Raw genomic sequence first — 18,641 nt, 5'->3', positions numbered from 1 at the left:
GGAAGTCTATCAGCGCGGCCTTAACGACCTTTGACGCGGATAAACCAGGATTCAGCGGCGAACATCTGCGATCAGCGGCTTATTGAACACGCCGACGCAGGTAGTTCAGCAGGTCGATACGGGTGATCAGGCCCAGGAAGGCGTCACCGTCCATCACGATCGCCACCTGGCCGCGGTCGAACACCGGCAGCAGCGCTTCAATCGGCGACTTCACGTCCAGCCGGTCCAGCTTGCTGACCATCGCGGTGGCCACCGGGTCGCGGAAACGGGCTTCATCGCCGTAGACATGCAGCAGCACGTCGCTTTCATCCACGATGCCGACCAGCTGGTCGCCGTCCATCACCGGCAGCTGCGACACGTCATACAGCTTCATGCGCTGGTAGGCGGTGGTCAGCAGGTCGTTCGGGCCGATCACGACAGTGTCGCGCTGGCCGTACGGGCGCAGGATCAGGTCGCGCAGGTCGCCGTGCTGGGGGCGCTGCAGGAAGCCGTTGTCCAGCATCCAGTAGTCGTTGTACATCTTCGACAGGTACTTGTTGCCGGTATCCGGCACCAGCACCAGCACCTTCTTCGGCGTGGTCTGCTCCTTGCAGTACTTCAGCGCCGCCGCCAGCAGGGTGCCGGTGGAGGAACCACCGAGGATGCCTTCCTTGCCCAGCAGCTCCCGCGCGGTGTGGAAGCTCTCCGCATCGGAGATGGCGTAGGCCTTCTTCACCCGGCTGAAATCGGAGATCGACGGCAGGAAGTCCTCACCGATGCCTTCCACCAGCCAGCTGCCCGACTTGTCGTTCAGATTGCCGTCGTTGATGTACTCGGCCAGGATCGAGCCGACCGGATCGGCCAGCACCAGCTCGGTCTTCGGCGACAGCTTCGCGAAGGCACGCGACAGGCCGGTCATGGTGCCGGAGCTGCCGCAGCCGAACACGATGGCGTCAAGGTCGCCGTCCATCTGCTCCAGGATTTCCGGGCCGGTACCGAATTCGTGCGCGGCCGGGTTGTCCGGGTTGCCGAACTGGTTGATGAAGTAGGCGCCCGGGGTCTGCTCGGCGATGGTCTTGGCCAGGTCCTGGTAGTACTCGGGATGACCCTTGGCCACGTCCGAGCGGGTCAAGCGCACTTCGGCACCCATCGCCTTCAGATTGAAGATCTTTTCGCGGCTCATCTTGTCGGGAACGACCAGGATCAGCTTGTAGCCCTTCTGCTGCGCTACCAGGGCCAGGCCCAGGCCGGTGTTGCCGGCGGTGCCCTCGACCAGGGTCGCGCCTGGCTTCAGGTCGCCGCGCTTTTCCGCGGCCTCGATCATCGACAGGCCGATGCGATCCTTGATCGATCCGCCCGGGTTGGCGCTCTCCAGCTTCAGGTAGAGCTCGCAGACACCGGTGTCCAGGCGCTGGGCCTTCACGATCGGGGTCTGACCGATGAGTTCGAGGACGGAAGAGTGGATGGGCATTCGGGGACTTTCGGTTCGCGCCACGCAGGGCCGGACCGATGATTATCCGACGGATGGCGATGAAAGTCAGGTCGGCATGGCCGCAGCCTGCCCACCGTAAAAAAGGGATGCGGACGGCCCCGGATCGACGAGGAGACCGGTACCGCCCGCATCGGTGAGTTGTGCCTGCAGGCCAAGGCACCACCGCCTGTGGTGCCTTGGCGCGGCCGCCTCATCGGCGGTGCCGCGATGCCGGGGCATGAGCGCCCGGCGGGGCCATCTCTGGCCAGGTCACGCCGTTCCGGGCGTGACGGGGTGCGTCAATGCGCGGGGGACGTCGTTGGAAGCGGTGTCTCGTACATTCGCAGAAGACGTTGCTTGGCCAGCAGCTTCTCACGCTTCATGCGACCCAGGGTGACATCATCGATCGGGAGTACACCCAACTCCGCGTCCATGCACTTCTTGTTCAACTTGCGGTGCTGGTCATGGAGTGCCCGGAACTCCGGATCGCGCGCGCGGCGGGCGTCGATCTCGCTCTGGGGCTGATCTTCAAACATGATGGACCTCCTTCGACAGATACACGAACGCCCCGGCTGCAAGGCACGGGGCGTTGTTCATGGAGGAGCGCCGGTCGATGGCCACCTGGACGCCTGCAACGACCTGCGGCACTGGCCTGCGCACGTCGATTCGCTGCGGTTCGCGCCCTGCTTGCATCGGCCCGGCCCTCCCATCGTCCGGTCCGCGGCATTGCGTCCCGGACGATTGACCCTACGCCTGCTCCGGGCGGGGTTCAAGCCCCTGCGTCAAAAAGACCGAACCCCGCCGGGGCGGGGTTCAGGCTGAATGCTCATCACAACGAAAAACAAACAATATCAATCAATTACGGGGCGATGATGACCTCGGCCGAACGCGCCCGGGTGGACGCTGCCTTCTTGCCGCTGAGCTGTATCCGGTTGCTTGCGACACCGCCGGCAACGAGGGCATCGCGCAGCGCTTCGGCCCGCTTCTGGCCGACGCCATTGGCACTGTCATACGCCTCGATGCGCAGGCGGCCCTTCTTGCCGATGTTCAGATACTCGGCCAGTGCCTTGGCCTGGTTGCGGGCACCACCGGACAGGCTGGAGGCACCGGCGGCGAAGGCGTCACCATTGAAGGTGAACACCTCACCGCGGCCGTCGAACTTCGAGCCCGGCAGCTTCTGCCCGGACACCAGCTCGGCTTCCTCGCGGGCCAGTTTGGCAGCGTTCTGCTGCGCGGCGCTGAGGCGCTGCTGCTGCTTGCCGGCCACGCTGGTCAGGGCATTCTCGGCATCCTGGCGGGCCAGCGTCTCGGCCTCGGCGGCCTGACGCAGGCGCTCTGCCTCCTCGGCCTGCATCTGCGCCTGCATGCGCAGCTGCTCGGCTTCCTGGCGGGCACGGGCAGCATCGCGGCGGCTGGCCTCGATCAGCAGGTCGCTGCGGGTACGCTCGAGACGATCGACCTCACGCGCCGCCAGTGCGGTACGCACGGCGGTCTCGGCGATCTCGACGCGGCGTTCTGCCAGGTAGGTGGCCAATTCCTGGTCGCGGCGCTTGGCCTTGTCCAGGGTGGCGATGGCCTGCTGCGCCTGCATGCGCTCGAAAGCGCCCAGCTCAGCCGTGTCGGGATTGGCCTGGATGGCCATCAGGCGCTGGCTCAGCTGCGCCACCATCGGGTTGTCAGCGGCCACGGCCAGGGTCGGCAGCGCCAGCAGCGCGGCCAGGGTTGCGGCGGTCATCGGCTTCACCGGCGGTCCTCCCCGGTCGACAGCTGGCGTTGCAGCTGGTTGACCTCGTTGCGGCGCAGCTGCAGCTGCGCGGTGGCGGTGGCTTCCTCGCTGCGGACGCGGGCCAGGTCGGCATCGACGGCAGCGCGCAGGGCCGTCGCCGGGGCGTTCTTGCGCTCGCGGCGGTCGCCGGCGGCGCGCTGGGCCTGCTCCAGCCCCTGCCGGGCCAGCCCGATCAGGTCCGGAGCGTACTGGTCGGCATCGGCCTGGGTGGCCTTGTCGACCGCCTGCCGGGCCTGCGCCAGTTCCAGTGCGGCGTCCTGCGCCCAAGCGGGGGCAGACAGTGCGAATGCAAACGCCATCACATACAGGCCATGGCGCATTCGTGCGAAGCTAAGTCGTTTCATTGGGGAGGCCGTACCGGTTGTCGGTTCACGGCCATTGTCGTCAAGCCGACACCGTGCTGGCAACGGGCGTCGACCGTTTCGTTGGGGAAAATTCGCAATGGATATCGGCTACTTCCTGAAGCTGATGACCGAAAAGAACGCTTCGGACATGTTTCTGACCACCGGGGCTCCGGTCTACATCAAGATCGAGGGGAAGCTCTATCCGCTGGGCAATACCGGCCTGCCGCCGGGCATGGTCAAGAAGATCGCCTACTCGCTGATGGACGAGGGCCAGGTGCCGCAGTTCGAGCGCGAGCTGGAGCTGAACATGGCCATCGCCCTGCCTGATGCCGGGCGCTTCCGGGTCAATGTATTCAAGCAGCGCGGCGAAGTCGGCATGGTCATTCGCGCCATCCGCAGCCGCATCCCGAGCATCGAAGAGCTGAACCTGCCACAGGTGCTGAAGGACGTCATCATGACCCCGCGTGGGCTGGTGCTGGTGGTGGGGTCCACCGGTTCCGGCAAGTCCACCTCGCTGGCGTCGATGATCGACCACCGCAACAGCACCACCACAGGCCACATCCTCACCATCGAGGACCCGATCGAGTACCTGCACAAGCACAAGATGTCGATCGTCAACCAGCGCGAGGTCGGGCTGGACACCCATGCCTTCCACAACGCGCTGAAGAACGCGATGCGTGAAGCACCGGACGTGATCCTGATCGGCGAGATCCTGGACGCGGAAACGATGGAGGCGGCGATCGCCTTCGCCGAGACCGGTCACCTGTGCCTGGCCACCCTGCACTCCAACAACGCCGACCAGACCATCGAGCGCATCCTCAACTTCTTCCCGGAAAGCGCGCACAAGAATGTGCTGATGAACCTGGCGCTGAACCTGCGTGCGGTGGTCAGCCAGCGCCTGGTGAAGAACAAGGAAGGCCGCCGGCTGCCAGCCACCGAGGTCCTGATCAATACGCCGATGATCCGCGACCTGCTGCGCCGCGGCCAGGTGCACGAGATCAAGGCGGCGATGGAAGGCTCGCTGGAAGAAGGCATGGAGAGCTTCGACCAGTGCCTGTTCCGGCTGGCCAAGGCCGGCACCATCGAGCAGGAAGAAGCGTTGCGTGCGGCTGACTCGCGTGATGGCCTGGCCCTGAAGTTCCGCCTGTCCGAAGGCAGCAGCGGCGACCACGACCCGTACGCCGATTTCTCGGCCGGTGCGCCCAGCATCACCCACGGCTTCTGATCCCCGCACTGCTCTTTCCATACCGGTAGCGCCGGGCCATGCCCGGCGAAAGCCTGAAGGATTCAGGGGCGGTCTCATCCAATGAGACCCCTCATCCGTAGGTTTCCTCAATGGAAACCATCCGCAAGCTGGCCATCCTGGCCGATGCCGCCAAGTACGACGCCTCCTGCGCCTCCAGTGGCTCGGGCAAGCGCGATTCGCGCGCCAGCGGCGGCATTGGCAGCACCGAAGGCATGGGCATCTGCCACAGCTATACGCCGGACGGCCGCTGCGTTTCATTGCTGAAGATCCTGCTGACCAACTTCTGCGTCTACGACTGCGCCTACTGCGTGAACCGGGTCTCCAGCAACGTAGCCCGTGCACGCTTCAGCGTGGACGAGGTGGTCGCGCTCACCCTGGACTTCTACAAGCGCAACTACATCGAGGGGCTGTTCCTGTCCAGCGGCATCATCCGCAATGCGGACTACACCATGGAGCAGATGGTGGAAGTTGCCCGGCAACTGCGCGAAGGGCACCGCTACGCCGGCTACATCCACCTCAAGACCATTCCCGAGGCTTCGCCCGAGCTGCTGGCCAGTGCCGGGCGCTACGCCGACCGCCTGTCGATCAACGTCGAACTGCCGACCGAAGCCGGCCTGATCGCGTTGGCGCCGGAGAAGACGGTGCATTCGATACGCGGCGCCATGGGCGAACTACGCTGGCGCATCGAGGAAGCCAAGGAGGCGCGCAAAGCCCCCGCAGCGTTGGCGCCGACGGCCAGCCGCAGTACACGCCCGCGCCCTCCCCGTTTCGCACCAGCCGGGCAGAGCACGCAGATGATCGTCGGCGCGGACGGGGCCAACGACCAACAGATCCTGGCCAGCGCCGATGCGCTGTACGGCAACTACCGCATGCGCCGGGTGTACTACTCCGCGTTCAGCCCGATTCCGGACGCCAGCCGGCAGCTGCCACTGCAACCGCCCCCGCTGCAGCGCGAACATCGCCTCTACCAGGCCGACTGGTTGCTGCGCTTCTACGGGTACGGCGTGGAAGAAATCACCGATACCGCCCAGAACGGCATGCTGGACCTGGACATCGACCCGAAGATGGCTTGGGCGATCCGCCACCCCGAGCGCTTTCCGGTCGACCTGAACCGGGCACCGAAGGAAATGCTGCTGCGCGTTCCCGGCCTCGGCGTGCGCAACGTCAAGCGCGTGCTGATGGCACGCCGCCACGGGCGGCTGCGCGTGGCCGACATCGCGCGCCTGAAGGCACCGATGAGCAAGATGCTGCCGTTCGTGCTGCTGGCTGACCATCATCCGCGCAAGGCGCTGGACGACCCGGCGGCGCTGCGCGCGCAGCTGGCCCCGCCCCCGCGACAGGGTTCGCTGTTCGATGCACCGTCCGCGGCCTGACGCGCAGCGCTGGTCGCTGCGGGTGGATCCGCCATGGTCGCTGGAGGCCTGGCGCAACGGTGCGCGCGAAGCCCTGCTGCGCGACGTCGTGCCGGAGCAGCTGGACTGGCTGGAGGGCAGCGACGCATCACTGCTGGATGCACCCGCGGTCACCTCGGCGCCCGTGCAGGCCAATGCTGGCACACCGAACGTACCGCGCGACTTCCTGGAGCTGGCGGCCACCTGCCTGTGTCATCGCGACGGGCAGCGCATGGCCCTCCTGTACCGGTTGCTGTGGCGCATCACCCATGGCGAACGCTCGGTGCTGTCAAACCCCGCCGATGCCGACGTACTGCGGGCGATGGCCATGGCCCAGGCGGTCCGCCGTGACACGCACAAGATGAAGGCATTCGTGCGCTTCCGCGAGGTGCCTGGCCAACCTGATGCGTTCATCGCCTGGTTCGAGCCACAGCACTACATTGTCGATCGGGTCGCGCCGTTCTTCGCGCGCCGCTTCACCGGCATGCGCTGGGCCATTCTCACGCCTTCGCGCAGCGTCGCCTGGGATGGGCAGGCACTTGCCTTCGGCCCCGGCGCACGGCGCGAGGATGCCCCGGCCGAGGATGCGCTCGAATCACTGTGGCAGACCTACTACGCCAGCATCTTCAATCCGGCGCGACTCAATACACGGATGATGATGCAGGAGATGCCGGCGAAGTATTGGCACCACCTGCCGGAAGCTCAGCTGCTGCCACGCCTGGTGCGCGATGCGGCCGACCGCGTGCAGGAAATGCATGACCGTCCCGCGCAGGCACCGCAGCGCCGGATTCCCCTGCGAGCGAACGCTGCGACATCGGCGACCGAAGCCAGCAGCCTGGAGAATCTGCGCGGACAGGCCAGCGCCTGCCGCCAGTGCCCGCTCTGGGAGCAGGCCACGCAGACCGTGTTCGGGCAGGGGCCGGCAGACGCCAAGGTGATGCTGGTCGGAGAACAGCCTGGCGATACCGAGGACCTGCGCGGACAGCCGTTCGCAGGACCTGCCGGCCAGCTGCTGGACCGCGCACTGGTGGAACTGGGAATCGATCGCGCCCAGCTGTACCTCACCAACGCGGTGAAGCACTTCCACCATGAACGGCGCGGCAAGGTGCGGCTGCACAAGCGGCCGGAAAGCCGCCACATCCAGGCCTGCCGCCCTTGGCTGATGGGTGAGATCGCCCGCGTGCGACCCCAGGTGATCGTGTGCCTCGGCGCGACAGCGGCAGCCTCGGTATTCGGTCGTGATTTCGACCTCTCACGCGACCGCGGACGCTGGCACGCCCTCGAGGAAGGCACGCGCGGGTACGCCACGGTGCACCCGGCATGGGTGTTGCGGCAGACTGACGATGCGCGCCGCGAGGATGCCTACCGGTTGTTCCGCGATGACCTGGCCCGATTGCAGCAGAAAGGGGACGGAGGGGATTAAGTCGTAAGTGCACATACGACTTAATCCCCTCCGTCCCCTTTTTCTTTCAGGCCGCGTCGAGCTGGTTTTCCGGGCGTGCGCGCTCGAAGGCGTCCAGCGCTTGGCAGGCGGCCTCGATGCGGCGCAGAGTCGGGTACGGCGCCAGGTCCAGGCCGAAGCGGTGCGCGTTGTACAGCTGCGGCAGCAGGCAGATGTCGGCCAGGCCTGGGCGGTCGCCGTGGCAGAAGGTGCCGGTGTCGCGGCTGTTGGCCAGCATAGCCTCCATCGCCGTAAAGCCTTCGGCGATCCAGTGCAGGGTCCATTGCGTGCGGGCGTCGGCCGGCACCTGCAGGCTGCGCTCCAGGTACTGCATCACCCGCAGGTTGTTGATCGGGTGGATGTCGCAGGCCACCAGCTGGGCCAGCGCACGCACCCGCGCACGACCGGCAGCATCAGCTGGCAACAGCGGCACCTGCGGAAAGCGCTCATCCAGGTACTCCAGGATCGCCAGCGACTGGGTCAGCGCATGCCCTTCATGCAGCAGGGTCGGCACCAGCTGCTGCGGATTGAGCGCGCGATAGGCGTCGAGATGCTGCTCGCCGCCTTCGCGCACCAGGTGCACCGGCCGGGCCTCCCAGGCCAGGCCCTTCAGCTCCAGGCCGATACGCACGCGGTAGGCGGCGCTGGATCGCCAGTAGGTGTACAGCACGATGCCGTCGTCGACCGGGATCTCCATCGCCGCCTCCATGCTCAGGGCTTGGCCGCCTGTTCGATGCGCTGCTCGATCGCACCGAAGATGCTGTTGCCGGCGGCATCGAGCATCTCGATGCGGACCACATCACCGAAGGACATGAACGGCGTGCTCGGCTTGCCGTCGCGCAGGGTTTCGACCACGCGCTGTTCGGCGAAGCAGGAGGCACCCTTGCTGGTGTCTTCGTTGGCGATGGTGCCCGAGCCAACGATGGTGCCGGCGCTGAGCGGACGGGTCTTGGCCGCATGCGCGACCAGCTGGGCGAAGTTGAACTGCATGTCCACGCCCGCTTCCGGCGCACCGAACCACTGGCCGTTGATGTGGGTCAGCAGCGGCAGGTGCACCTTGCTGTCCTGCCAGGCGGCGCCCAGCTCATCGGGGGTGACGAACACCGGCGACAGCGCCGAACGCGGCTTGGACTGCAGGAAGCCGAAGCCCTTGGCCAGCTCACCCGGAATCAGGTTGCGCAGCGAGACGTCATTGACCAGGCCGACCAGCTGGATATGGCCCGCAGCCTGTTCCGGGGTGGCCGCCATCGGCACGTCGTCGGTGATCACCACGATCTCGGCTTCCAGGTCGATGCCGTAGTCCTCGCTGACCACTTTGACCGCATCGCGCGGGCCATGGAAGCCGGCGCTGGTGGCCTGGTACATCAGCGGATCGGTGTAGAAGCTCTCCGGCACCTCGGCACCACGCGCGCGGCGGACGCGCTCGACGTGCGGCAGGTAGGCGCTGCCATCGACGAACTCATAGGCGCGCGGCATCGGCGCGGCCAGTGCCTGCGGGTCAAGGTCGAACACGCCATCGGCGTCGCCGGCGTTGAGCGATTCGTACAGCGCGTTAAGGCGCGGCGCGATGTGGCTCCAGTCTTCCAGGGCCTGCTGCAGGGTGACGGCAATGCCGGTGGCGCGCACGCCGTGGCGCAGGTCACGCGAGACGACGATCAGGGTGCCGTCACGGCCGCCTTCCTTCAAAGAACCAAGCTTCATGGGTGGGTGTCCGGAGTCATGGGCAAACAAGTTTCAAGTGTAATCAAATATGCGGCGACGCCAAGCTGCAGCGCCGCATCGGCCCACCCTACCGTAGTGGGGGGTTCGGCAGGGCTTGCAGCCCTGCACCTGCTTCAAGCCAGGGCAACGTCAACAGCAACAGCCGGCTCTGGGTTGTCTGTGAGTTGGGCGGGACGGTGTGGGTGGGCAGGACACGCCGTAAACCCGTCCTTGGGGGCTCGATGGCGCCATCCATGGCGCCAACGGTCCTGCCCACCCACACCGTCCCACCCCCGCCAATTTCCCGATGACGGATCGAACATCCACATCGTTCGTCGTCGAAATCCGTCAGATATCGATATTGATCGAGTGAGATTCGACAGATCGCGGAAAACTGTCGAAGGTGGGGTGGGTCCGGTTGAGGGGGTGTGAGCGGCATGGATGCCGCGACCAAGCCCCCATGGATGGGTTTACGGCGTCCCCCTCAACCGGCCCCACCCCGCCTACCCACAGGAACCCGGCTTTTGACGTTGCTCTGGCCTTGGCTCCGGCCTCTGCGGGTGCAGGGCGCAGCCCTGCAGACAGAACCACTACCTGAACAGGCCGTTTTGCGCGGGGTCTCAACCATCGGTTAGACTATGCGGGTCTGCAGCGGCCGTCCGTTTCCCTCCGGGATCGCCGGCGACCTGGGTCCGCCCACTTCGCCCGCCCCCACTCCGACGCCGTTCGTCACGCATTCCAGCCTGCGCTCCGTGCCGGCTGCACCCAATTCTCGCAGCGCGGTTCACGGGAACGCTCCGAGTCAGCCGATCAGTTTGATCTGCCCCCGTCTGTCCGTTCGGACAGGCGTTTCTTGTACTTGGAGCAATCTCAATGTCTTTTGAATCACTGGGCCTTGCGCCCTTCCTGCTGCGTGCGCTCGCCGAGCAGGGCTACGAAACCCCGACCCCGATCCAGCAGCAGGCGATCCCGCTGGTGCTGGCCGGCCGCGACCTGCTGGCCGGCGCGCAGACCGGTACCGGCAAGACCGCCGCCTTTGGCCTGCCGCTGCTGCAGCACCTCGGCACCGCTTCGCAGGAAGTGCGCACCGGCCCGCGCAAGCCGCGTGCCCTGATCCTGGCCCCGACCCGCGAGCTGGCCACCCAGGTGCATGACAGCCTGCGCGGTTACAGCAAGTACCTGCGCATTCCCAGCGCCTGCATCTACGGCGGCGTCGGCATGGGCAACCAGCTGGACATCCTGCGCCGTGGCGTGGACCTGCTGGTGGCGTGCCCGGGCCGCCTGATCGACCACCTGGAGCGTCGCAGCATCGACCTGTCCGGCATTGAACTGCTGGTACTGGACGAAGCCGACCGCATGCTGGACATGGGCTTCCTGCCCTCGATCAAGCGCATCCTGGCCAAGCTGCCCAAGCAGAACCGCCAGACCCTGCTGTTCTCGGCCACCTTCGAGGACAACATCCGCCAGCTGGCGCTGGAATTCATGCGCAACCCGGAGCAGATCCAGGTCACGCCGAAGAACACCGTCGCTGAAACCATCACCCATCGCGTGCACCCGGTCGATGGCGGCCGCAAGCGCGACCTGCTGCTGCACCTGCTGGCGCAGGACAGCCGCGAGCAGACCCTGGTGTTTGCCCGCACCAAGCACGGCAGCGACAAGCTGGCCGCGTTCCTGGAAAAGTCCGGCATCAAGACCGCGGCGATCCACGGCAACAAGAGCCAGGGCCAGCGCCTGCGTGCACTGGGCGATTTCAAGGCCGGCCGGGTGACCGTGCTGGTGGCTACCGATATCGCTGCGCGCGGTATCGACATCAACGAGCTGCCGAAGGTGATCAACTTCGATCTGCCGATGGTGGCCGAAGACTACGTGCATCGCATCGGCCGTACCGGCCGCAACGGCGCCACCGGCCAGGCAATCTCGCTGGTCGCGCAGGATGAAGTGAAGCTGCTGCGTGCGATCACCCGCCTGCTCGGCCGCGACATGGATATCCGCGATGTGCCGGGCTTCGAGCTGCAGGTGCCGATCCGCTGGGGCAACAGTGCACCGGGCAAGGCCGAGCACGAAACCGGTGAGCGCGCACCGCGCAAGAACCACGCGCGCCGTCCGCACGGCGATGCACCGCGTCACGCACATGCCGGCCCGAAGAAGGCTGGCGGTGGTCGTCGTGAGGGCGGTGGCAATGGCCAGCAGCGTGCCGGTGCAGGCGCCGGTCAGGGCCAGCGTCGTGGCGGTGCTGGCAATGGTGGTGGCCGTGGCCGCGGCCAGGGCGGCGGCGGCGGCGGTCGCGCCAGCTGATCCCAGCTGACATGGATGGCGCTTCCCGCTGCGCGGGGGGCTATCGAGGGACGGCGCTGACGCGCCGTCCCTTTTTTGTTGCCAGCTACCGTGAGTAGAGCCGGCGGTGTATTGCGCTGAGGGCGGATGGGCGTGGGGCCAGCGCAAAACACGCCGTAAACCCATCCATGGGGGCTCGGTCGGCGCATCCATGCGCCTCACGGTTTTGCGCTGGCCCCACGCCCATCCGCTTCAAGCATTACCTGCGCCTTCTTCTCCCTCCGGGTAGCCGTGGGAAGAAAGATCAAATTCAAATTCAAGTTCAAATTCAAAGGCAAAAGCCGAAGTCGCAATTCCTGGCTTTGCTTTTGCCCTTGCTCCCGCCTTGCGGTTCGATGCGTCCGCGCCCGCAGGAAACTGTCGAGGGGAGGCCGGGCGGGGTGCGCAGGACCGTTGGCGCCATGGATGGCGCCATCGAGCTCCCAAGGACGGGTTTACGGCGTGTCCTGCGCAGCCCGCCCGGCCTCCCCATACACGCATCAATCAAGGCGCCAACAAGGCGCCAAACGCCTCAACCCCGCGCTTTACTCGGATTCACCAGATTCCCGAAGAAGATCGCGTTGATCAACAGCCGATCGGTCCCGTGCCAGTACTTGCGGTGCGCCGGATCATCCGCAAACAACACCACGTTGCCCTGCCCCTGCGCCGAGACCAGCAGCCACGCGCTGCCGGCCACGCGGCTGCGGTTGCGCTCGGACAGATAGCCGTTCACCCGCGGCGTGTCATCGATGCGCACCACCGTGGAGAACGGGTTCGCGCTCGGCTGCAGCGTCACCGTGTTCTCCTTGTTGATCGCCAGCTGCCGGCGCGGCACGCCGAAGGCCAGCGGGTGACTGGTATCGACATCGGCACTGAGGATGTTGCCGCTGACGCGTTCAATGGCGGCGATATCGCGCTGGTCGCCGAACGCGCGGCGGCTTTCGTCAGCAGCGTCTTCTTCCTTGCCAAGTTTCTCGCCGTCGGCCAGCTTCTGTTCGATCGCCCACTTCGAGGCACTACCGTAGGTCACCAGCGAACCACCGGCCTGTACCCAGCGCTTCAGGGCGGCCACCGCTGTGGCATCGACACCGGTGTACGTGCCGCCCGACAGCACGATGGTGGTGTAGCGGTCCAGCGGCACTTTGCCCAGCTGTTGCGGGTCCAGCTTGCTGGCCGGCAGGTGCAGCTGCTGATCGAGCAGGAACCAGGCCGAACCGATTTCGGTGGCGGCCACTCCCTCGCCCATCACCAGCGCGACGGCGGGCTTGCGCAGCGCCTTGACACCGTCACTGCCGAGGTCGATGCCCTCGCGACTGCGGCCGCTCGCCAGCGAGTGCACCTGCACACCGGCGTCGCGTGCGGCGGCGGTCACCGCCTCAAGCAACGCCGCATCCTGCAACGGTTGACCGGCGACCGGAATCACCAGGCTGCCAGCAGCGAAGTTGACCTCGCCCTGTGCGGTCGCTGTGGTGAACGACTGGAACGCGGCACGCGCGCTCAATCCCTTGGCCTGCAGCGCGGCCAGCGCGCGCCCGGCATTGTAGTCACGCCAGTCGATGGCATAGGCGAACCCGGCCTGGCCACCCAGCACCGCGCCCTGCTCCGCCGGCACCGCACTTACGCGCGCGCCGCCTTCGATACGACTGCGGCTGCCGGCGAAGGCCACGCCATACGCCGGTGCGATCGCATAGCTGGTGCTGCCGTAGAACACATCGCCCTTGATCGGCGGTGTCTCGGCAAAAATCGAATGCACCAGGCGGAACTGCGCCTGCTGTACCGGCACCACGTAGGCGCTGCCCGCTTCGAAGTGTTGCCCATCGACACTGACTGCACGATCCAGCGCGCGCACCTCGATGCGATGCAGCAGCAACAGTTCCAGCAGGCGCCGGGTCAATGCAGGGTCATGCGCATCACCGAACACGAAGCTCTTCACCGGCTGCTGCGCGGCCTGCTTCAGCGCGCTCTGGAAGAACTGCTTCTGCAGGTCGAACAGCCCGCTGCGCTCGCTCACCGCGCCGCGCACTGTACCCAGACCGGTAGCGACCTGATTGCGGATGGTGAACGGGAAGGTCAACAGGCCGTTCACTGATTCCTGCACGCGGCCGCGCGAACTGGCCTGTTCAACGGTGACGCCCACTGCACCATGGAAGTCCGGATAGGTTGAGCCGTAGACCGGCGAGAAGTTGTCGAAATTCTCGCCGGTGTAGTACAGCGACCCCAACGCATCCAACGCCTGCGCGTGGTACTTGGCCAGGGTCTTGTTGAACTCGTACGAAGCCGGCGGAATCAGCGGGCTGTGCATGCTCTTCGGCGAGGGCTCGAAGTAGTAGGTACTGTCCTTGCCCATCTCGTGGAAGTCGATCTGCACGTTCGGGTACCACTGGTGGAACACCTCCACCTTCGGCCGCGAATCCTGCTGGGTCAGGGCAAGCCAGTCACGGTTGAGATCGGTGAAGTAGTGGTTGGTGCGGCCCTGCGGGAACGGCTCGACGTGCTCCTTGTCGGCCGGGTCGGCCGAGGCTGGATCGGAGGCCCACGCGTTGTGCCAGTTGGCCGCACGATCACGGCCATCCGGGTTCTGCGCCGGGTCGAACAGCACCACCGCCTGCTGCAGCCACTGCTGGGTTTCGGCACTACGACTGGCCACCAGGTAGTAGGCGGTCAACATCGCCGCCTCGGCACTGGAGGTCTCGTTGCCATGCACGCTGTAGCCCAGCCACACCACCACCGGGCTGTCACCGGCGGCGCTGCGCGGCTGCGCCGGATCGGCCAGGGTCGCGTGCTGCTGGCGGATCTGTTCCAGCCGCGCATGATTGCCTGCAGCGGTGACGGTGGCGATCAGCAGCGGGCGACCTTCATAGCTGCGGCCGATCTCGCGCACGCTGATCTTGTCCGAGCGTTTCGCCAGTTCCTGGAAGTACGCCACCAGCTGGTCGTGCCGGGTGTAACGGCTGCCGATCGGGTAGCCGAGAAACTGCTCGGGCGTGGGCACCGATGCATCGAACGCCGCTGCGTCGCTGACCTGCGGGAAGAAGTAGGCGCTCTGCGCCTGCGCCGGCTGCGGCGAGGACAGTGCGGTGGCGGCGGCAAGCAGCAACGGAAGAACGGCATGGCGATGCAAGGACACGGTGACTCCCCTGGAACACAACGGCAGACGATCGCGCGGCCGGTCCCTTCAGGTGACCGGCCGCGGCAGATGGATCAGAAGCGATAGTCGAAGCCCAGCGTGAAGTAGCGGCCACGCAGGTCGTACTGACTGAAGTCGTACGGCGCGCGGATGCCCGGGAACGAGGCGTCGTACGGCGGCGTCTTGTCGGCCAGGTTCTGCACCTTGGCGTACACGGTCAGCTTGTCGATGCCGGTGTAGGCCAGGTACAGGTCGTACTGGCTGTAGCTGCCGACCTGCTGCTGCACGGCCTTGGCGGCGGTGCTGGCTTCCTGGCGATAGCTGCTGGTGTAGTACCAGGTCACCGCCGCGTTGAAGTCGCCGTACTTCCAGTCCAACGTGGTGGTCGCCTTGTCCTTGGGCAGGGTCGCGCCCAGGTTGCTGCCCGCATAGTCCACCAGCGGGCCACCGACCACGGTCGGGCGACGGTAATCGCGCACATGGGTATAGGCCGAAGACACGGTGAAGTCACCGAACGCAGCGGTCGGGATCCGCTGGCGCAGTTCGACATCGATGCCCGAAGTCTTCAACTCGCTAAGGTTCTGGTAGCGGTTGTAGACCGCCTGCAGCTTGGCGCGCTCGTCGCGCTGCACCGCACCGGCGACATTGTCGTTGACCAGGGTCTGGGTGTTGTTGGTACCGACCAGGTTGTCCAGCTGGATGCGGTAGTAGTCCACGCTCAGGTTGGTATTGGCCCACGGCGACAGCACCACGCCGAAGTTCAGGCTCTTGGTCCGCTCCGGCTTCAATTCGTTGTTGCCAACGGTGAAGAAGGTCGGGTTCTGCCGCGAGCCAGGCACGTCCGGATCACGCGGATCGACCACGCTGCCGTAGGCGATGCTGGTGCTGTTGGAGTTCTCCGACAGCGATGGCGCACGGAAGCCCTTCGACGCCGAGGCACGCACCAGCAGGAAGTCCAACGGCTGCCAACGCAGCCCGATCTTCGGCGAGAACGCATCGCCGAAATCATCGTAGTGATCGGCGCGCGCGGCGGCGGACAGCTCCAGCGTCGAGGCCAGCGGCACGTTCACTTCGGCGTAGGCCGCACTGACCTGGCGTTTGCCGTGCACTTCGGCAATGGCCGGGCGCACCTGCAGGCCGGCATCGATCTGCCACGGGTTGTTGGAGTCGAGCTTCTCGCGGCGCCACTCGGCACCGGCAGCGAAACCGATCTCGCCGGCCCAGGTATGGCCGAGGCTGCCGGAGATCTTCGCGTCGATGCCCTGCAGCTTGGACTCGGCCGGACGCAGCGTGGCGATGTTGATCGAGTCACGCACCGACTGCGGCGTGGCGGCCGGATTCAGCAGGTTGTAACTGCCGGTGGCCAGCGCATCGGCCAGCGCCCAGCGGTTGGCGAAGCCGCCGGAGACGGTTTCGCGCTCGCTGCTGCGCGCGCCGAACGCCGCCACTTCCCAGTCCCACTTCGCGGTGGTGCCACGCAGGCCGAACGCGCCGCGGTAGGCGGTGGAGCGGTTGGTCTTGAGGGTGCCGCCGAGGTCGAAGAAGGTGTATTCGATCGGGATCGCACGGCCGTACGGGTTGTACGGATTGTTGGCCGGCAGCAGCGACGACACCGGCTCGGCCAGGCCACTGTCCGCGTTCAGTGCGAAGCGGCCACTCTCCAGCGTGAAGAACGGGCTGCTGCCGAACCACGCAGTGCTCTTGATCTGGCTGTACAGCACTTCGCCGAAGGCTTCGACGTTGTCGTTCAGGCGGAAGGTACCGTTGGCATAGGCCTGGTAGCGCTTGGTCGAAGGGATCAGCGTGGTGAACGGCGCTTGGTTGAAACCGCAGGTATCACCGGCCAGGCCGTCGATCGGCGCGCTGGCAACGCGGGTGGTGCCGGTGGGGCAGTTGCCGTTGGCATCGAGCATCGGCACGGAGGTGCCATTGACCAGATAGCGTGCGCCCTTGGCCGACCAGCCGTTCCAGCGGCCGCCGGGCTTGTCGGTGTAGATGCCGCTCTTGGTCAGGTTGCGCTCGTCCTGGTCCAGTCGCTCGCGGTTGTAGCCCTGCAGGCTGAAGAGGATGTTGTAGCCGTCCTTGTCGATGTCGCCCAGGCCACCAACGAACTTCAGGTTCTGCTCGTGCAGGCCGCCCTGGTCGGCGCCGCCGAAGCTGCCACCGATCTCGGCGCCTTCGAAGTTCTGCCGGGTGATGATGTTGACCACGCCGGCCACGGCGTCGGAGCCGTACACCGCCGAGGCACCGTCCTTGAGCACTTCGATGCGCTCGACTGCGACCAGCGGCAGCGCGTTGAGATCGACGAAGGTGTCGGACAGGCCGCCAGCGGGGAAGCCATAGTTGGCCAGGCGGCGGCCGTTGAGCAGCACCAGCGTGTTCTTCTGCGAAAGACCGCGCAGGCCGATGCCGGCCGAGCCGGAGGCCCAGCCGTTGTTGGTGGTTTCGTTGCTGGCGTTGCCGGTATTGGCCGAGATCGAACGCAGCACGTCGGCCACGGTGGCCTTGCCGGTCTGTTCCAGCTGCTGGCGACCGATCACCTGCACCGGGTTTGAGGCCTCGGTATCGGCACGTTTGATGTTGGAACCGGTGACGCGCACGGCAGCGAGGGTGCTGGCTTCGCCACTGGCGTCGGCGGAGGTTTCGGCGGCGGCGGACAAAGGCGCGGCCAGAGCGACGGCCAGGGCCGCCACGAGCAGGGTGTGCTTGGGCATGACGATGTGGGGGAGGTGGTAGGGGCGACGAAGTTCCGCAGTAATCCATGCGTGGCCGGGGGGCGGCCAATAACATCTCTTCATACGGATATAAGAGAAACTATCATCTCTTCATCCGGATGGAAAGAATTTCTTCACCGGGACCCAACATCCGCTCAGGCTCGCTGCCCGCGTGCGGCGTACAATCGCGCCATGGAAATCTTCAAAGTCTTCATGCTCGAGGCGGCGCACCGCCTCCCCAACGTGCCGCCGGGGCACAAGTGCGCGCGCCTGCATGGCCACTCGTTCCGGGTGGAACTGAAGGTCGAGGGCGAGCCCGGCGCGCAGACGGGCTGGATCATGGATTTCGGCGACGTGAAGGCGGCCTTCCAGCCGATCTACGACCGCCTGGACCATCACTACCTCAATGACATCCCCGGCCTTGAGAACCCGACCAGCGAGAACCTGGCGGTGTGGATCTGGAACGAACTCAAGCCCAGCCTGCCGGCGCTGAGCGAGATCACCGTGCACGAAACCTGCACCTCCGGCTGCCGCTACCGCGGCCCGACGACCTGATCAACCCATTGATCTGAAAGGTGTTTCAAAGGCGCCTTGGGCGCCTTTGTTATTTTTGTTGCATTGCCGCATCAACGGCGTATGCTGCATTGCATCAAGCCACTCCCTGATGCCCCCATGGCCTCCGCCTTCAGCGATCGCTTCAGTGATGCAACCCGCCAGCTCGCCGCCGCGGCAACGCGCGCGAACCGGTTGGCGTTGGAGAACGCGGAAAGCATGTTCGGGGTGCAGCTGAAGGCAATGGAACGCAACCTGACCGCGACCGGCGGCTGGCTCGGCGAGCTGGCCCGCAGTGACGACGCGGCCGGGGTGCTCAACAAGGGCGCACAGCTGTGGCAGGACAACCTGCAGCGGCTGGGCCAGGCCCAGCAGGACGTGGTCGGCCTCGGCCTCCAGGCCGGCAAGGCCTGGTCCGAACTGGTGCAGGGCTACAACCAATCAACTGCGGACGCGAACGGCAACAGCCACTGACGCGACGCAACGCTCATTGCATGGGTCCCTCCCCCCATGCAATCCGGACCCGGCAGATCCCTCCCTCTGCCGGGTCTTTTTTTGCCTGTTGTCTGGATGGAA

General features: G+C 66.0%; 14 protein-coding genes. 6 read left to right on the top strand and 8 right to left on the bottom strand.

Annotated elements, in window-relative coordinates; genetic code table 11:
* Nucleotides 1-79 precede the first annotated feature (79 nt).
* From ACZK2G_RS02715 to ACZK2G_RS02700, 4 genes are all read right to left on the bottom strand, one after another.
* Nucleotides 80-1,450 carry a pyridoxal-phosphate dependent enzyme gene (locus ACZK2G_RS02715; RefSeq protein WP_478474625.1) on the bottom strand — a complete coding sequence of 457 codons (1,371 nt, stop codon included), beginning with the start codon at nucleotides 1,448-1,450 and terminating at the stop codon, nucleotides 80-82.
* Between the two features lie 299 nt (nucleotides 1,451-1,749).
* On the bottom strand, nucleotides 1,750-1,986 hold the full coding sequence (locus ACZK2G_RS02710; protein WP_012509964.1) for an HP1242/YdcH family protein: 237 nt from the start codon (nucleotides 1,984-1,986) through the stop codon (nucleotides 1,750-1,752).
* A 323-nt stretch (nucleotides 1,987-2,309) separates the two neighbouring features.
* Nucleotides 2,310-3,194 (bottom strand): OmpA family protein, encoded by an 885-nt coding sequence (locus ACZK2G_RS02705; protein ID WP_136638626.1) that lies wholly within the window; start codon nucleotides 3,192-3,194, stop codon nucleotides 2,310-2,312.
* The gene (locus ACZK2G_RS02700) at nucleotides 3,191-3,556 is read right to left on the bottom strand and encodes a DUF4398 domain-containing protein (RefSeq protein WP_478475553.1); all 366 of its coding nucleotides are present in this window, start codon (nucleotides 3,554-3,556) and stop codon (nucleotides 3,191-3,193) included. The genes ACZK2G_RS02705 and ACZK2G_RS02700 overlap by 4 nt, the downstream gene beginning before the upstream one ends.
* Nucleotides 3,557-3,677: 121 nt before the next feature.
* On the opposite strand from ACZK2G_RS02700, the gene ACZK2G_RS02695 reads away from it, so the two are divergent.
* The 3 genes from ACZK2G_RS02695 (at nucleotide 3,678) to ACZK2G_RS02685 (ending at nucleotide 7,640) form a co-directional block, all read left to right on the top strand.
* Nucleotides 3,678-4,805: a PilT/PilU family type 4a pilus ATPase gene (locus tag ACZK2G_RS02695; protein WP_046983204.1), complete on the top strand. Its 1,128-nt coding sequence runs from the start codon at nucleotides 3,678-3,680 to the stop codon at nucleotides 4,803-4,805.
* Between the two features lie 110 nt (nucleotides 4,806-4,915).
* The gene (locus tag ACZK2G_RS02690) at nucleotides 4,916-6,199 is read left to right on the top strand and encodes a putative DNA modification/repair radical SAM protein (RefSeq protein ID WP_136638627.1); all 1,284 of its coding nucleotides are present in this window, start codon (nucleotides 4,916-4,918) and stop codon (nucleotides 6,197-6,199) included.
* A complete protein-coding gene (locus tag ACZK2G_RS02685; RefSeq protein ID WP_478474622.1) occupies nucleotides 6,180-7,640 on the top strand; it encodes a UdgX family uracil-DNA binding protein in 1,461 nt (486 codons plus the stop codon). The genes ACZK2G_RS02690 and ACZK2G_RS02685 overlap by 20 nt, the downstream gene beginning before the upstream one ends.
* A gap of 46 nt (nucleotides 7,641-7,686) precedes the next feature.
* Here ACZK2G_RS02685 and maiA read toward each other — a convergent pair whose 3' ends face one another.
* Together maiA and ACZK2G_RS02675 are read right to left on the bottom strand one after the other, a co-directional pair.
* Nucleotides 7,687-8,355: a maleylacetoacetate isomerase gene (gene maiA / locus ACZK2G_RS02680; RefSeq protein WP_478474621.1), complete on the bottom strand. Its 669-nt coding sequence runs from the start codon at nucleotides 8,353-8,355 to the stop codon at nucleotides 7,687-7,689.
* Nucleotides 8,356-8,369: 14 nt separating this feature from the next.
* A complete protein-coding gene (locus ACZK2G_RS02675) occupies nucleotides 8,370-9,359 on the bottom strand; it encodes a fumarylacetoacetate hydrolase family protein (protein WP_046983207.1) in 990 nt (329 codons plus the stop codon).
* A gap of 873 nt (nucleotides 9,360-10,232) precedes the next feature.
* Here ACZK2G_RS02675 and ACZK2G_RS02670 point away from each other — a divergent pair.
* Nucleotides 10,233-11,654 carry a DEAD/DEAH box helicase gene (locus ACZK2G_RS02670; RefSeq protein ID WP_478474618.1) on the top strand — a complete coding sequence of 474 codons (1,422 nt, stop codon included), beginning with the start codon at nucleotides 10,233-10,235 and terminating at the stop codon, nucleotides 11,652-11,654.
* Between the two features lie 550 nt (nucleotides 11,655-12,204).
* Here ACZK2G_RS02670 and ACZK2G_RS02665 read toward each other — a convergent pair.
* Together ACZK2G_RS02665 and ACZK2G_RS02660 are read right to left on the bottom strand one after the other, a co-directional pair.
* Nucleotides 12,205-14,799, bottom strand: coding sequence for a M14 family zinc carboxypeptidase (locus ACZK2G_RS02665; RefSeq protein ID WP_478474616.1), 2,595 nt, complete (start codon nucleotides 14,797-14,799; stop codon nucleotides 12,205-12,207).
* A 74-nt stretch (nucleotides 14,800-14,873) separates the two neighbouring features.
* The gene (locus ACZK2G_RS02660) at nucleotides 14,874-17,513 is read right to left on the bottom strand and encodes a TonB-dependent receptor plug domain-containing protein (RefSeq protein WP_478474615.1); all 2,640 of its coding nucleotides are present in this window, start codon (nucleotides 17,511-17,513) and stop codon (nucleotides 14,874-14,876) included.
* 192 nt (nucleotides 17,514-17,705) lie between these two features.
* Between ACZK2G_RS02660 and queD the strand changes: the two genes are divergently transcribed.
* Nucleotides 17,706-18,068: a 6-carboxytetrahydropterin synthase QueD gene (gene queD, locus ACZK2G_RS02655; protein WP_046984141.1), complete on the top strand. Its 363-nt coding sequence runs from the start codon at nucleotides 17,706-17,708 to the stop codon at nucleotides 18,066-18,068.
* Between the two features lie 117 nt (nucleotides 18,069-18,185).
* Nucleotides 18,186-18,539 carry a phasin family protein gene (locus ACZK2G_RS02650; RefSeq protein ID WP_046984142.1) on the top strand — a complete coding sequence of 118 codons (354 nt, stop codon included), beginning with the start codon at nucleotides 18,186-18,188 and terminating at the stop codon, nucleotides 18,537-18,539.
* Nucleotides 18,540-18,641 lie beyond the last annotated feature (102 nt).

This window comes from Stenotrophomonas sp. 107298_Sma (assembly GCF_056480345.1).
Note: the sequence above shows the minus strand (reverse complement) of the source record. Positions and strands in the feature narration are given on the sequence as shown.